The sequence below is a fragment of the Aquibium microcysteis genome (genome assembly GCF_014495845.1).
GTDB lineage: Bacteria > Pseudomonadota > Alphaproteobacteria > Rhizobiales > Rhizobiaceae > Aquibium > Aquibium microcysteis.
The window spans coordinates 4643611-4656551 of record NZ_CP061080.1 but is presented as its reverse complement, the minus strand read 5'-3'; the positions used below and the strand labels follow the sequence as shown (position 1 = coordinate 4656551).

11 protein-coding genes and 1 pseudogene are annotated in these 12941 nt (G+C 68.5%); 8 read left to right on the top strand and 4 right to left on the bottom strand.

Annotation, left to right across the window (positions count from 1 at the left end):
- Nucleotides 1–15 precede the first annotated feature (15 nt).
- From IAI54_RS21850 to IAI54_RS21835, 4 genes and pseudogenes are all read left to right on the top strand, one after another.
- Nucleotides 16–915 (top strand): ABC transporter permease, encoded by a 900-nt coding sequence (locus IAI54_RS21850; RefSeq protein ID WP_187969190.1) that lies wholly within the window; start codon nucleotides 16–18, stop codon nucleotides 913–915.
- A complete protein-coding gene (locus tag IAI54_RS21845) occupies nucleotides 912–1736 on the top strand; it encodes an ABC transporter permease (protein WP_187969189.1) in 825 nt (274 codons plus the stop codon). Before IAI54_RS21850 ends, IAI54_RS21845 begins: the two co-directional genes overlap by 4 nt.
- A 7-nt stretch (nucleotides 1737–1743) precedes the next feature.
- Nucleotides 1744–2817 (top strand): ABC transporter ATP-binding protein, encoded by a 1074-nt coding sequence (locus IAI54_RS21840; protein WP_187973291.1) that lies wholly within the window; start codon nucleotides 1744–1746, stop codon nucleotides 2815–2817.
- A 93-nt stretch (nucleotides 2818–2910) separates the two neighbouring features.
- Nucleotides 2911–3867: pseudogene (locus IAI54_RS21835) on the top strand (ATP-binding cassette domain-containing protein); the annotation flags it as partial.
- A 17-nt stretch (nucleotides 3868–3884) separates the two neighbouring features.
- On the opposite strand, the gene IAI54_RS21830 reads toward IAI54_RS21835, so the two are convergent.
- The 3 genes from IAI54_RS21830 to IAI54_RS21820 form a co-directional block, all read right to left on the bottom strand.
- Nucleotides 3885–4937: an ABC transporter substrate-binding protein gene (locus IAI54_RS21830; protein WP_420838240.1), complete on the bottom strand. Its 1053-nt coding sequence runs from the start codon at nucleotides 4935–4937 to the stop codon at nucleotides 3885–3887.
- 68 nt (nucleotides 4938–5005) lie between these two features.
- The gene (locus IAI54_RS21825; protein ID WP_187969187.1) at nucleotides 5006–5683 is read right to left on the bottom strand and encodes a TetR family transcriptional regulator C-terminal domain-containing protein; all 678 of its coding nucleotides are present in this window, start codon (nucleotides 5681–5683) and stop codon (nucleotides 5006–5008) included.
- A gap of 32 nt (nucleotides 5684–5715) precedes the next feature.
- On the bottom strand, nucleotides 5716–6519 hold the full coding sequence (locus IAI54_RS21820) for a class I SAM-dependent methyltransferase (protein WP_187969186.1): 804 nt from the start codon (nucleotides 6517–6519) through the stop codon (nucleotides 5716–5718).
- A gap of 191 nt (nucleotides 6520–6710) precedes the next feature.
- On the opposite strand from IAI54_RS21820, the gene IAI54_RS21815 reads away from it, so the two are divergent.
- From IAI54_RS21815 to IAI54_RS21800, 4 genes are all read left to right on the top strand, one after another.
- A complete protein-coding gene (locus IAI54_RS21815; protein ID WP_187969185.1) occupies nucleotides 6711–8330 on the top strand; it encodes a phytoene desaturase family protein in 1620 nt (539 codons plus the stop codon).
- Nucleotides 8317–9897 carry a phytoene desaturase family protein gene (locus IAI54_RS21810; protein ID WP_187969184.1) on the top strand — a complete coding sequence of 527 codons (1581 nt, stop codon included), beginning with the start codon at nucleotides 8317–8319 and terminating at the stop codon, nucleotides 9895–9897. Before IAI54_RS21815 ends, IAI54_RS21810 begins: the two co-directional genes overlap by 14 nt.
- 142 nt (nucleotides 9898–10039) lie before the next feature.
- Nucleotides 10040–11275, top strand: coding sequence for an aminomethyl transferase family protein (locus IAI54_RS21805; protein WP_187969183.1), 1236 nt, complete (start codon nucleotides 10040–10042; stop codon nucleotides 11273–11275).
- Nucleotides 11275–11535 carry a hypothetical protein gene (locus IAI54_RS21800; RefSeq protein ID WP_187969182.1) on the top strand — a complete coding sequence of 87 codons (261 nt, stop codon included), beginning with the start codon at nucleotides 11275–11277 and terminating at the stop codon, nucleotides 11533–11535. Before IAI54_RS21805 ends, IAI54_RS21800 begins: the two co-directional genes overlap by 1 nt.
- A gap of 74 nt (nucleotides 11536–11609) precedes the next feature.
- Here IAI54_RS21800 and deoA read toward each other — a convergent pair whose 3' ends face one another.
- Nucleotides 11610–12926: a thymidine phosphorylase gene (gene deoA, locus IAI54_RS21795; protein WP_187969181.1), complete on the bottom strand. Its 1317-nt coding sequence runs from the start codon at nucleotides 12924–12926 to the stop codon at nucleotides 11610–11612.
- Nucleotides 12927–12941 lie beyond the last annotated feature (15 nt).

Genomic DNA, 12941 nt, shown 5'->3' with positions numbered 1-12941 from the left:
GACCGGAGCACAGCGATGAGCGTCGCAGTGGACGGTGCGCCTTCGACCCGCCCGGCCATCCTGAGCACGGAGCAGCGCCAGGGTCTCGCGCTGATGAGCCCGACCTTCCTGTTCGCGCTGGTGATGCTGGCAGCGCCGATCATCGTCGTGGTCGCGCATTCCTTCTGGACCCAGGACTACCTGACGATCGACCGGACCTTCACGCTCGACAACTACCGCATTGCGCTAACCGAGCCGATCTATCGCGACCTTCTGATGCGGTCGCTGGCACTGTCGATGAGCGTGGCCTTCCTGACGATGGTGCTGGCCTATCCCGTGGCCTACTACATTTCCTTCCACGGCGGACGCTACAAGGGCCTGCTGCTGTTCCTGATCACCATTCCGGCCTGGACCAGCTACCTGCTCAGGGTCATGTCGTGGAAGGTGATCCTCGGCTACAACGGCGTGCTCAACACGGCGCTGCTCGGGGCAGGCATCATCGACGAGCCGTCGACCGCCTTCCTCTATAATTCGAACGCCGTCCTGATCACGCTCACCCATGCCTGGGCGGTCTTCGCGATCCTGCCGATCTACGTGTCCCTGGAAAAGGTCGACCGGACGCTCATCGAGGCGGCCACCGACCTCGGCGACGGGCCGCTGCGCCGCTTCCTGCGGGTGACGCTGCCGCTCACCGTTCCCGGCATCGTCGCTGCTCTGATCATCGTGATGATCCCGACGGTCGGAGACTACGTCACGCCGCGCCTGGTCGGCGGCAAGGACGGGGTCATGATCGCCGGCGCCATCGAGGTGCAGTTCAAGAAGGGCGCCAACTGGCCGCTCGGCGCCGCGCTGTCGGTGACGACGATGATCGTCATCACCACGGTCGCTGTTTCCTGCGTCGGGCTGCTGCGCTGGGCGGCGGGGCGGATCCGATGAGGGGTGGGCGTCGCTTCCTCGGCGTGAACTGGCTGGCCGCCTACGTCGCCCTCTACGTCACGTTCCTGTATCTGCCGGTCCTGCTGCTGCCGCTGTTTTCCTTCAACGATTCCGCCGTTCCCAACTTCCCGCTCTCAGGCTTTACCTGGAAATGGTACTCGGGCCTGTTCGCCACACCGGCCATGCTGGATGCTGCGAAGAACAGCGCCATGGTCGGCCTTGCGGCAGCCGTCACCTCGACGCTCCTCGGCATCTGCGCCGCACGCGCCATCACGCGCTACCGGTTCCGCGGGCAGAAGGCGATGAGCGGGCTGATCATGGCGCCGCTCGTCCTGCCGGAGATCATCATCGCGGTCGCGCTGCTCCTCGTGATGCTGCGGCTCGGGCTCGAACTCTCGCTGCTCTCCGTCGTTCTCGGCCATGTGCTGATCTGCGTGCCCTATTCGGTCACCGTCCTCATCGCCGGCTTCGAAGGCTTCGACCGCAGCCTGGAGGAGGCTTCGGCGGATCTGGGGGAAACGGCGTTCGGAACGTTCCGCCGTGTCACGCTGCCGATGGTGGCGCCGGCCATCGTGTCGAGCCTGCTCGTCTCCTTCATCATCTCGCTCGACGAGTTCATCCTCGCCTTCTTCCTGACGGGCACCGAATCGACGCTCCCGGTCTACATCTGGGGCCAGTTGCGCTTCGCCGCGCGGCTTCCGGGCGTGCTGGCGCTCGGCACCATCATGCTCATCCTGTCCTTCATCCTGCTGACGATCGCCGAGATCTACCGCCGCCGCGCCGCGCGGCGGGCCAACGTCGACGGAGGAATCCTTGCCTGACAGGCCGATGATCGAGATCGCCAGCGTCACGCGGGCCTATGGCGAGTTCAAGGCGCTCGACGATGCGAGCCTCTCCATCCGCGCAGGCGAGTTCTTTTCGCTGCTCGGCCCGTCCGGCTGCGGAAAGACGACCCTCCTGCGCATGATCGGCGGGTTCGACGCCCCCACCAGCGGCACCATCGCCATCGACGGACAGCCGATGCTCGGCATTCCCGCCAACCGCCGGCCCACCAACATGGTGTTCCAGAGCTATGCGATCTTCCCCCACCTCGACGTCGAGCAGAACGTCGCCTACGGGCTGAAGCGGCTGAAGCTTGGCAGGGCCGAGGAGGAACGCCGCATCGAAGAGGCCTTGGCGCAGGTCTCCCTGAAGGGCCTCGGCAAGCGGCGCTCCACCGAACTGTCCGGTGGCCAGCGGCAGCGCGTGGCGCTGGCGCGTGCCCTCGTCATGCGCCCGAAGGTGCTGCTGCTCGACGAGCCGCTCTCCGCACTCGACAAGAAGCTGCGCGAGCAGATGCAGGTGGAGCTGCGCAGCCTGCAGAAGGCGGTCGGCATCACCTTCGTCCTCGTCACGCACGACCAGTACGAGGCTCTGGCCATGTCCGACCGGATCGCGGTGATGTTCGGCGGCAGGATCGCCCAGGTGGCAGCGCCGAAGGACATCTACCAGCGTCCGGTGAACCGCCAGGTCGCCGATTTCCTCGGCGGCATGAACTTCATCGAAGCCCGGCTCGTCGCCGAGACCGGAACCGCGATCGAGGTCGAGACCACGGGCTTCGGCCGCGTGACGACGCAGCGGCCGGCGCACTGGTCGGGCAAGGGCGGCTCCGTGACGATCGGCATCCGGCCCGAAAGGCTGCGCGTCCTCTGGGATGGGGAAACCGCACGGCATGAACTGACCGGCACGGTCGTCGACAGGCATTACTTCGGCGAGATCACCCACCTCGTCGTCGGCATTCCCGGCATGGACGCGCCGCTGTCGGTGACGGAGACCAATGACTTCGGCGCCGACGACATCCCCGTCGGCGCGGCGATCCGCATCGCCTTCGAACCCGACGCGCTGGTGGCGATGGCCGACTGAGAAGCGTTTCGCTGCCCGCGACCCCACGCCCCCGTCGACTGCACCGCGCCGGCTCTGCTTAACCGGCTAATTTCGTGCGGCACCGATCCCGATCAGACCATATCCTCCGGCAGCGTGAAGCTCGGCGATCGCGTGGTCAACGAGATCGACCCGGCCGAACGCGACATCGCCATGGTGTTCCAGAACCATGCGCTCTATCCGCACATGACGGTCTACGAGGATCTCTCCTATGGCCTGCGCAACCGCGGCATGAAGCGCGACGAGATCGACATGCGGGTCAGGAAGGCGGCGGAGATCCTGGAGATCGGCGCCCTGCTCGACCGCAAGCCGCGCGCGCTCTCCGGCGGCCAGCGCCAGCGTGTCGCCATGGGCCGGGCGATCGTGCGCAGCCCGAAGGTCTTCCTGTTCGACGAGCCGCTGTCGAATCTCGACGCCAAGCTTCGCGGCCAGATGCGCGTCGAGATCAAGGCGCTGCAGCGCTCGCTCGGCGTGACCTCGGTCTATGTGACGCACGACCAGCTGGAGGCCATGACGTTTGCCGACACGCTCGTGGTCATGAACGGCGGACTGGTCGAGCAGATCGGCGCGCCGCTCGACGTTTACGAGGAGCCCGCCAGCACCTTCGTGGCGAGCTTCATCGGCGCGCCTCCGATGAATCTCCTCCCGCTCACCCCTTCGGCCGACGGCTACCGGCTTCCCGACGGATCGGCCCTGCCGGCCGGTCGCCTTCCGCGGGACAAGGCGGCGAAGCTCGGTTTCCGGCCCGAAGACGTGGTGATCGGGGGCACTGACGCCCTCGACCTGGATTTCGACGTGGTCGTCGTCGAGCGGGTCGGTGCGGAGAGCTTCCTGCATGGCAGGGCGGGCGGTGCCGGTATCGTCGTGCGCGTGCAGGGACGTGCGACCGCCCTGCCGGGGGACCGCATCCGCATCGGCGTGCCGGGCGAACGTCTCCACGTCTTCGGCGCCGACGGCCGGCGCATGGAGCACGCCGACGGCGCCGTGCGTGGGCCGTCGACAGAGGTCCCGGCGGCCCTGGCCGGAGCCTGAGCCCCGGCCTCCGGCGGTCAGTAGCCGGCCTTGATCTTCTCGAACTCGTCGATCATGCGCAGCTTCAGTTCTGGCGGCACCGGCGACTGGAACAGCGTCTTGTCGACGAACTTCTCCACGTCCTCATAGCCCTTCGCCGCCAGCACCGCGGGATCGACGGCGGCCATCGACTTCGCATTGGCGTGGCCGTAGCCCCAGTCGTTGACGATGTACTTCGCGACTTCGGGGTCGGCGTTGACGGCACTCAGGAAGTCGTAGGCCTTGTCGATACTGCCGGGCGCGTCCTTCAGCAGGACGTAGCCGCAGACCCAGGTCGTGATGCCCTCGGCCGTATCCTTGTTCGACGCGATCGGCTGGCCCTCGGCGGCGAGCTGCGTGGAGGCGTCGTTCCAGGCCCAGGCGAGATCGACCTCGCCGCCGCCCAGAGCCTGGACGATCTCGGTCGAATCCGTCCAGTACAGGCGGACGTTCTTGTGCACCTCGCGCAGGAAAGCCGCCGCCTCCGCGAACTGCTCGTCGGTCATCTGCGTCCAGTCCTTGAGCCCGATCACCAGCGCGGCCAGCGCGAAGGCATCGTCGACATTGATGGGCAGCGAAACGCGGTCCTTGAATTTCGGGTCGGCGAAGGCCTTCAGAGAGGTGACGTCCTCGGCCGCGATCTTCTCGGTGTTGTAGGTGAGCGAGGTGTTACCCCAGTCCCAGGGCATGAACCAGGCGGTTCCGTCCGCCGTGGTCGCCAGGTCCTTCATCGCCATGATGCCCGGCAACAAATCGTTCCAGCCTTCGATACGGGACGTGTCGAGCGGCTGCAGGAGGCCGGCGTCGCGCCACTTGACCACGCTCTGGGAGCAGGGATGGCCGAGATCCGCCTTGAAGCCGGAGCGCAGCTTCTCGAAGGCTTCGTCTTCGTCGCCGAAGAAGGTGAAGGTCGGCGAATCGCCGTGCTTCTCGACGTAGCGCGGGTGGAAGGCCGGCTCCTCGTAGCCCGACCAGTCGAAGACGACGAGATCACCGTCCTCCGCGAAAGCCGGCGCGGCGGAGAGTCCCGCCACCGCTCCGACGAGCGCCATGGCGACGGTCCGTTGCAAGATTTGCCTGAATGTCTTCATGACTGCGTGCTCCCATCGTTTTCTCATCGTCATGCCTTCGTGATCGTGCCGCCCGTGCCCCGCACGAAGTGCCGCGGAAACAGCGCCGCCAGCAATTCGGCCGCCGAAGCGAAGGCGGTGTCGCGCGACACCTCGTCGGCGGCGAGCATGAGGCGCAGCCACAAGCCTTCCAGCAGGGCGTTGATGGCCAGCGCGCTCGCCTGCGGATCGATCGGATAGCGCCCCTCGGCCTTCAGCCGCGTGCAGACGTCCACCATCACGTCGTGATAGGCTTGGTCGCGACCGCCGCACAGTGCCTGGTAGGTCGGGCGCGACTTCGCCTCTCCCCAGAAGGCGCACCAGGCGGCCAGCTTGCGCTTGTTGCAGATGGCGCGGTCGAAATCGGCCGCACACAATGCCCACAGCTGGCTGGCGGGATCGTCGCCCGCCTTGTCCAGCGCGCCGCGCCAGTGTGCGGCATACTCCTCCGCCATGAACTGCAGCGTGGCGACGAGGAGCTTCTCCTTGCTCTCGAAATGGAAGTTGACGATGCCGCGCGAGAGGCCTGCCCCGTCGGCGACGTCGGCCAGCGTCGTCTCGGCATAGCCGCGGCGCGCGAGCGAATCGATGGTCGCGTCGACGAGTTGCTGGCGGCGGACTTCGCGCGAGGCCTTGCGGCCCTTCCGGTCGCCGTCGGGTCCCCGATCGGCGATGACGCTTTCGGACATGAGAACCGTTTTCTCCCGTGGAAGATCCAGCACTATCCCGGCTTCCTTCCCCGCAGATGAGTGGGACGGTGTTCGCCCGAGTCAAGAACCTTCTGCATGGCTTCCCAGGTGCGGATGTTCCTGTCGACATAGGCCTCGCCCACCGCCGCGGCGCAGCGCGCGTAGAGCGGTCCCTTCAGGCGCTCCAGTTCCGTTCGGGCAACCTCGCGGTACCAGGGGTTCCGGTCGACGGTGTAGACGTCGACGAACCCGGCCTTCTCCATCGCCGCGCGGGTCCGGGCGGGCGAGACCATGGCGAAGCTCAGTCCCTCGGCCGCGACATAGGCCTTCATGTCGTCGCTCGGCTCGCCGTCATGTCCGATCATCCAGTCGCTGGCGGCCAGCTGGCCGCCCGGCTTCAGCACGCGCCAGAGATCGGAAAACAGCGCGTCCTTGTCGGGCACGTGCAGCAGCGCGTCCTTGGAAAAAACGACGTCGAAGCTCTCGTCGCGGAACGGCAGGCGACCCGGCGGCGCCTGGACGAAGTCGACGCGCTGCGACAGTCCGCGCTCCCAGGCGCGCCGGCGCGCCGCGAGGATGACCGGGGCCTCGACGTCGAAGCCCGTGGCATGCGACGCGCCATGCCGCTCGACCAGATGCAGGGTGATGCCGCCGGAGCCGCAGCCGACGTCCAGCACTGTCCGCCCCATGAGCGAGAGGCCGGACAGAACGCGGTCGACCTCCTCGGGTCCGCCCGGCGACAGATAGCCTTCGCCCCAGAGCGCTTCGAGGAAGCGGATGGCGGCGTCGTCATATTCTGGTCCGCCGTGCGGTTCGTCTTCGCGGGCGCCGTGCATCGTCAGCCTTTCCGAGCGCGCGGATGTCACCCGGCCGTTCGTGGCCGGCGACGGAAAGCGTAACGAACATCGGCAGAAACGCAACCTCGTTTGTTGAACATTCATTCAGAATGGCTGGACAGGCGCGCGGAGCCCGTGCCAGATTTGGCGGCAGCCGGACATGCCGGAGGCGACGACGCGGGACCGACCGAATGAAGCGCTGGGACGCCATCGTGATAGGAGCCGGACACAACGGCCTCGTCAACGCGTGCTACCTCCAGCGCGCGGGCCTCGACGTGCTGGTGCTCGAGAAGAACGAATGGGTCGGCGGCGCGGCCGTCAGCCGCTCGCTGACGCCGGGCTACACCTATTCCAACTGTTCCTATGTCTGCTCGCTGTTCCGGCCGGAAATCATGCGCGACCTCGACCTGCCGCGCCACGGCCTGCAGGTCATCGCCTACGAGGGCGGCGCTGTGCTGACGCAGGACGGCGACTTCCTCGGCAATTACCGCGACCACGAGGCGCACCGGCGCGAGTTCGCGCGCTTTTCTCCCCGAGATGCCGAGGCCTATGACCGCTATTCGCGCGACGTGACGCGGCAGTGCCGCTTCATCCAGCCGCTCCTGATGCGCACCGCGCCCGACCCGACGAGCCTGAAGCCGCGCGACCTGGGCGAACTCCTCTATCTCGGCCGCAAGTTCGCGGACCTCGGTCCGGCCGAGATGGCCCAGACCATCCGCTTCTGGACCATGTCGATCGCGGACTTCCTCGACGAGTATTTCGAGACCGACGTCATCAAGGCCTATTTCGCCCTGTCGGGGATCATCGGCACGGCGCTCGGGCCGATGTCGCCCGGCACCGCCTACATCCTGCTGCACCACTACATGGGCGAGGTGGACGGGTCCGTCGGTGCCTGGGGCTATGCCCGCGGCGGCATGGGCGCCGTGACGCAGGCGCTGGCATCGTCTTTCCAGGCGAGTGGCGGCACGATACGGACCGGTGCAGCGGTCGACCACGTGCTGGTCCGCTCCGGCAAGGCCGAGGGCGTGGTGCTGGCGGGCGGCGAGGAGGTGCGCGGCCGCATGGTCGTCTCCAACGCCGACGTCAAGCGCACCTTCCTGACGCTCGTCGACGAAAAGGACCTGCCTGAGACGTTCCTGCGCCGGGTCCGCAACTTCAAGATCCGCGGCTCCTCGGGCAAGGTCAACATCGCGCTGGACTCGATGCCGGAATTCCCCGCCTTGCCGAAGGACTCGCCCTGCCTTCGCGGCGACCTGCACTTCACCGATTCCGTCGAGCGCATGGAGCGCGGCTACGACGACTGGAAGGCCGGACGCTGGTCGGCCGACCCCTTCCTCGACGTCGTCATCCCCACCACGCTCGACCCGACCATGACCTCGCCCGGCACGCATTTCATGAGCTGTTTCGTGCAGTACTGCCCGCCCAAGGTCGAGGGGCGCGACTGGACCGACGCCGACCGCGACGCCTTCGGCGAAACGGTGATCTCCCAGATCGCGGACTATTCGCCCGGCTTCCGCGACCGCATCGTGCACATGGAGGTGCGCACGCCGCGCGAACTGGAGGAGGAGGTCGGCCTGACGGAGGGCAACATCTTCCAGGGGGAACTGACCTTCGACCAGTTGCTGTTCAACCGGCCGGTGCCCGGATACGCGCAGTACAGGTCGCCGATCGGCGGGCTCTACATGTGCGGCTCGTCCACGCATCCCGGCGGCGGCGTCATGGGCGCGCCCGGCCGCAACGCCGCCGCCGAGATCCTGCGCGACCTGAAGCGCGGCACCCGCCACATGAGTCCGGCCCATGACGTCATCTGAAACCGCGCGGTGGGATGTCGTCATCATCGGCGGCGGCCACAACGGCCTCGCCTGCGCGGCGGCGCTGGGGCGTACGGGCCGCAAGGTGCTGGTGCTGGAGGCCGCAGCGTCCGTCGGCGGCACGGCGGGCACGCACGAATTCGCCCCCGGCTTTCGGACCCCGAGCCTCGCGCATGTCGTCAACCGGCTGCACCCGGACATGGTGCGGGGCCTCGACCTCGGCAGCCATGGCCTCGCCTTCGCGCCCGGCCCGATGGCAAGCGTGGCGCTGTCGGCGGCGGGCGAACCGCTGGTGCTCGACGGCGCCTATGGCGAGCGGCTCGACGGCAGCATCGCCGCCGCCGACCGGGCCGGCTGGGCGGAACTGCGGTCGCTGCTGCTGCGTCAGGCGGGCATCCTGAAGCCCTTCCTGTCGCGCCGGCCGCCGGACCTCGGCGGCATGTCCTTGTCTCAGGCCACGATGCTCGGCGGCGCTGCCCTGTCGCTGCGCCGCCTCGGCAGGGAAGACATGCGCGAATTCCTCCGCATGGTGCTGATGAACGTCGCCGACGTGCTCGACGAGCATCTGTCCGACGACCGGCTCAAGGGCCTCGTCGCCTTCGACGCGACGCTCGGCGCCCATCTCGGTCCCCGTTCGCCCACCTCGCTGCTCGGGCTCTACTACCGGCTGACCGGCGAGATCGACGGCGTGGCCGGCGCACAGGCGGTGCCGACGGGCGGAATGGGCGCGGTCGCCACGGCACTCGCGCGCGCGGCCGAAGCCGCCGGCTGCGCGCTGCGGACGGGCGCGGTCGTGCGGCGCGTCCTCGTCGAGAAGGGCCGCGTCTGCGCCGTCGTGCTCGCCGACGGCAGCGAGATCGGCGCCCGGACGGTCGTCTCGGCGATCAATCCCGTCGCCACCTTCCTCGATCTCGTCGGCCCGCGCCACGTCGATACCGGCTTCGTTCGCCGGCTCCGCGCCATCCGCATGAAGGGCGATGCGGCGAAGCTTCATCTCGCGCTCGCCGCGCCACCGCGCTTCTGCGGCCTCGCCGACGCCGCGCATCGCGGTCGTCTCGTCATCGCGCCGTCGGTCGACCATGTCGAGCGGGCCTTCAATCCGGCGAAGTACGGCGAGTTCTCGCCCGAGCCGGTCCTGGAAATCACGTTGCCCAGCCTCACGGACCCGTCGCTGGCGCCGGACGGGGCCTGCGTGCTCTCGGCGATCGTCCAGTTCGCGCCCTATGCGCTGAAAGAGGGCTGGGAGACCGGCCGGCCGAAGCTGCTCGCCGCGATCATGGCCGTGCTGGAGCGCCACGCGCCCGGCATTGGCCGCAGCGTGCGCCACGCCGAACTCCTGACGCCCGCCGACATCGAGACGCGCTTCCGCATGCCCGGCGGTCATTGGCACCATGGCGAGCTGCAGGTCGACCAGATGCTGGTGAACCGGCCCGTCCACGGCGCCGACGGCTACGACACACCGGTCGACGGCCTGTTCCTCGCCGGCGCCGGCTCCCATCCGGGCGGCGGTATCTCCGGCGCACCGGGCTGGAACGCGGCGAGGCGGGTCGTGGAAATGCGGGGATGAGGATGGCCTGCGGTTCGGACGCCTTCACCTGTCCCACCCCCCTCTGCCCTGCCGGGCACCTCCCCCTCGAGGGGGAGATGCCCGGCAGGGCAGAGGGGGGTGCCTCGCGCTGTCCTTTGCCTGTCAAGGGAAGGGTTCATTCATGATTTCTGCCATCTCCGGCGAAGACATCACCCCCCGCCGCGCGCTGCAGGACCACTGGCGCGTCATGCGCCGCGAGACCCCGTTCCACCCGCGCCTCGCCGCGCTCGACTTCCGCAACGACTGGTATGCCTGGGCCGGCTGCAAGGCACCGCATTCGCTGTGGGACGAGGAACTCGAGTACTTCGCGATCCGCAGCCAGGCGGCCCTGTTCGACATCTCGCCGATGATCAAGTACCGCATCGAGGGGCCGGACGCCGAGGCCTTCTGCGAGCGCGTCTTCGTGCGAAGCGTCGCGAAGCTCAAGCCCGGTCGCGTCCATTACACCGCCTGGTGCGACGACGAGGGCAACGTGCTCGACGACGGCACGCTGTTCCGGCTGTCGGCGACGCGCTTCCGCCTCTGCTGCCAGGAGCGGCACCTGCCTTGGCTACTCGACAGCGCGGTCGGCTACGACGTGACCGTCGCCGACGAGACGGAGGCCGTGGCCGGGCTCGCGCTGCAGGGACCGACCTCCTGCGCGCTGCTGAAGGATGCGGGCTTCGAGGGTATCGAACGGCTGAAGCCCTTCGACATCGCCGACTTTGCGCGGGATGACGGCACGGTCACCGTCTCGCGCACCGGCTTCACCGGCGATCTCGGCTACGAACTCTTCGTCGATGCGGGGCTGGCTCTCCCGCTCTGGGACCGGCTGTGGGAGGCCGGCCGCCTGCGCGGCCTGCGCGCGATCGGCTACGGCGCCCTCAACCGGGCGCGGATCGAGGCAGGGTTCATCGTGGCCAATGCCGACTTCATCACCGCCGAACATGCGATCCGCGCCGACCGCGTGCGCATGCCCGACGAGATCGGTCTCGGCTGGATGGTCGATCCGGACAAGCCTCATTTCAACGGCCGGCGCGCCATCCTCGAGGCGCGGCGCAGGGGCACGCTGCGGCACGTTCTCGTGGGACTGGAGGTCGAGGGCAACGTGCCGGCCGACCATGCGCTGGTCTATCATGCGCGGAAGAAGGAGGTCGGGCTCGTCAGCGCTGCCATCTGGTCGCCGATGACGAAGCGCAACATCGCCATCGCCAGCCTGACGCGGCCCTATGGAGACATGCGCTCGGACGATCTCTGGGTCGAGATATACGCCCTCCGCGAAGGCCAGTATTCAAAGCTCATGAAGCGCGCGACGGTGGTTCCGCGCCCCTTCATGACGCTCGGCCGGCGCACCGCGACCCCGCCGGCGGACTGCTGATGACCGGGACGGAGGAGAACGCGGCCGACGATGCCGAGAACTGGGCGCTGGTCGACACGCCGCTCGGCGAGGCATGGTCCGGCCGTGCCCGCTACGCCGCGGCGATGCACTTTTACCGACGCGGCGTCATGAATGCCGAGACCCTCGAAGTCTACCGGCTCTGTTCGCGCCTGGACGACCAGGACCCGCTCCCGCTCCTGCGTGAACGCGGCGTCGGCCGCGACTGGATCGCGCTCGTGACGGCGCGCCGGAGTCGCTGAGGCCGGACGCGAGCACGGCGGTCCCCCGTGCGGTGTCGTCGGCCGGTTGCTTCACGTGAATCCGCGCCGCAGCGTCAGCCCGTGGCGCCGACGTGGCGCAGCACCGCCTTGCGGCGCGGCGGCCGTCTGTCGCCCAACGCATAGGCCCCCTGAACCGCCGCGATCGCCGCAGCGGCCGAGGCTTCATCGCGCGCGTGCACCATGGCGATCGGGTCGCCCGACCGGAGTTCGGCCGCGACCGTTGCGAGCCCGCTGATGCCGACGGCGGGATCGACCGCGTCGCCAGGCCGCACCCGCCCGCCGCCGAGTGCCACGACGGCGACGCCCACCGCGCGGGTATCGATGCCGGTGACATAGCCATCCGCCCGCGCGGGCACCGCGCGAACGACGGGCGCCTCGGGCAGGTGCCGGCGGCAGGCCGAGACGAAATCATGGGGGCCGCCGAGCGCGGCGACCATGCGCCCGAATACCTCCGCCGCCTTGCCCGAGTCGAGCGCCTGGCGGGCCGAAGCCTCGCCCTCGACCGGCGAGCCCGCGAGCCGGGCAGCGACGAGCATCTCGGCGGCGAGCGCCAGCGTCACCTCGAGCAGGCGCGGGTCGCGCATCCGCCCGGTGAGGAAGTCGACGGCATTGACGACTTCGAGCGCGTTCCCCGCCGCCGAGGCCAGCGGCTCGTTCATGTCGGTAATCAGCGCCGTCGTCGCCATGCCGGCACCGTTGGCGACCTCGACCAGGCTCTTCGCCAGGGCCGCGGCGTCGCGGCTCTTCGCCATGAAGGCGCCGTTGCCGGCCTTGACGTCGAGCACCAGCGCCTGCAGGCCCGCCGCCAGCTTCTTCGACAGGATCGAGGCGGTGATCAGCGGGATCGACTCCACCGTCGCCGTCACGTCGCGGATGGCGTAGAAGCGCCGGTCGGCCGGCGCGAGGTTTCCCGTCTGCCCGATGATGGCGCATCCGACGCTCTTCACGACATCTCGGAACAGGTCGTTAGCCGGCTGACTGACATAGCCGGGGATCGAATCCATCTTGTCCAGCGTCCCGCCGGTATGGCCGAGCCCCCGTCCCGAAATCATCGGCACGTAGGCGCCGCAGGCGGCAACGATCGGCGCCAGCATCAGCGAGACGTTGTCGCCGACGCCGCCGGTGGAATGCTTGTCGACGACCGGCCCAGGCAGATCCCACGACAGGACGTCGCCCGAGTCGCGCATGGCGAGCGTCACCGCCACGGCCTCCTCCCGGCTCATGCCGTTGAAGAACACCGCCATCGCCAGCGCCGCGACCTGTCCCTCGGTGACGGTCTCGTTCGCGAGGCCGTCGACGAAGAAGGCGATCTCGGCGGCCGACAGAGACCTGCCGTCGCGCTTCTTGCGGATGATTTCCTGGGGCAGCATCAACTGGCCTCGAAT

Excerpts from the sequence above, each read along its gene's own strand:
- IAI54_RS21850 (WP_187969190.1), top strand. The coding sequence starts at position 16 with ATGAGCGTCGCAGTGGACGGTGCGCCTTCGACCCGCCCGGCCATCCTG.
- IAI54_RS21845 (WP_187969189.1), top strand. The coding sequence starts at position 912 with ATGAGGGGTGGGCGTCGCTTCCTCGGCGTGAACTGGCTGGCCGCCTAC.
- IAI54_RS21840 (WP_187973291.1), top strand. The coding sequence starts at position 1,744 with ATGATCGAGATCGCCAGCGTCACGCGGGCCTATGGCGAGTTCAAGGCG.
- IAI54_RS21830 (WP_420838240.1), bottom strand. The coding sequence starts at position 4,937 with ATGGCGCTCGTCGGAGCGGTGGCGGGACTCTCCGCCGCGCCGGCTTTC.
- IAI54_RS21825 (WP_187969187.1), bottom strand. The coding sequence starts at position 5,683 with ATGTCCGAAAGCGTCATCGCCGATCGGGGACCCGACGGCGACCGGAAG.
- IAI54_RS21820 (WP_187969186.1), bottom strand. The coding sequence starts at position 6,519 with ATGCACGGCGCCCGCGAAGACGAACCGCACGGCGGACCAGAATATGAC.
- IAI54_RS21815 (WP_187969185.1), top strand. The coding sequence starts at position 6,711 with ATGAAGCGCTGGGACGCCATCGTGATAGGAGCCGGACACAACGGCCTC.
- IAI54_RS21810 (WP_187969184.1), top strand. The coding sequence starts at position 8,317 with ATGACGTCATCTGAAACCGCGCGGTGGGATGTCGTCATCATCGGCGGC.
- IAI54_RS21805 (WP_187969183.1), top strand. The coding sequence starts at position 10,040 with ATGATTTCTGCCATCTCCGGCGAAGACATCACCCCCCGCCGCGCGCTG.
- IAI54_RS21800 (WP_187969182.1), top strand. The coding sequence starts at position 11,275 with ATGACCGGGACGGAGGAGAACGCGGCCGACGATGCCGAGAACTGGGCG.
- deoA (WP_187969181.1), bottom strand. The coding sequence starts at position 12,926 with ATGCTGCCCCAGGAAATCATCCGCAAGAAGCGCGACGGCAGGTCTCTG.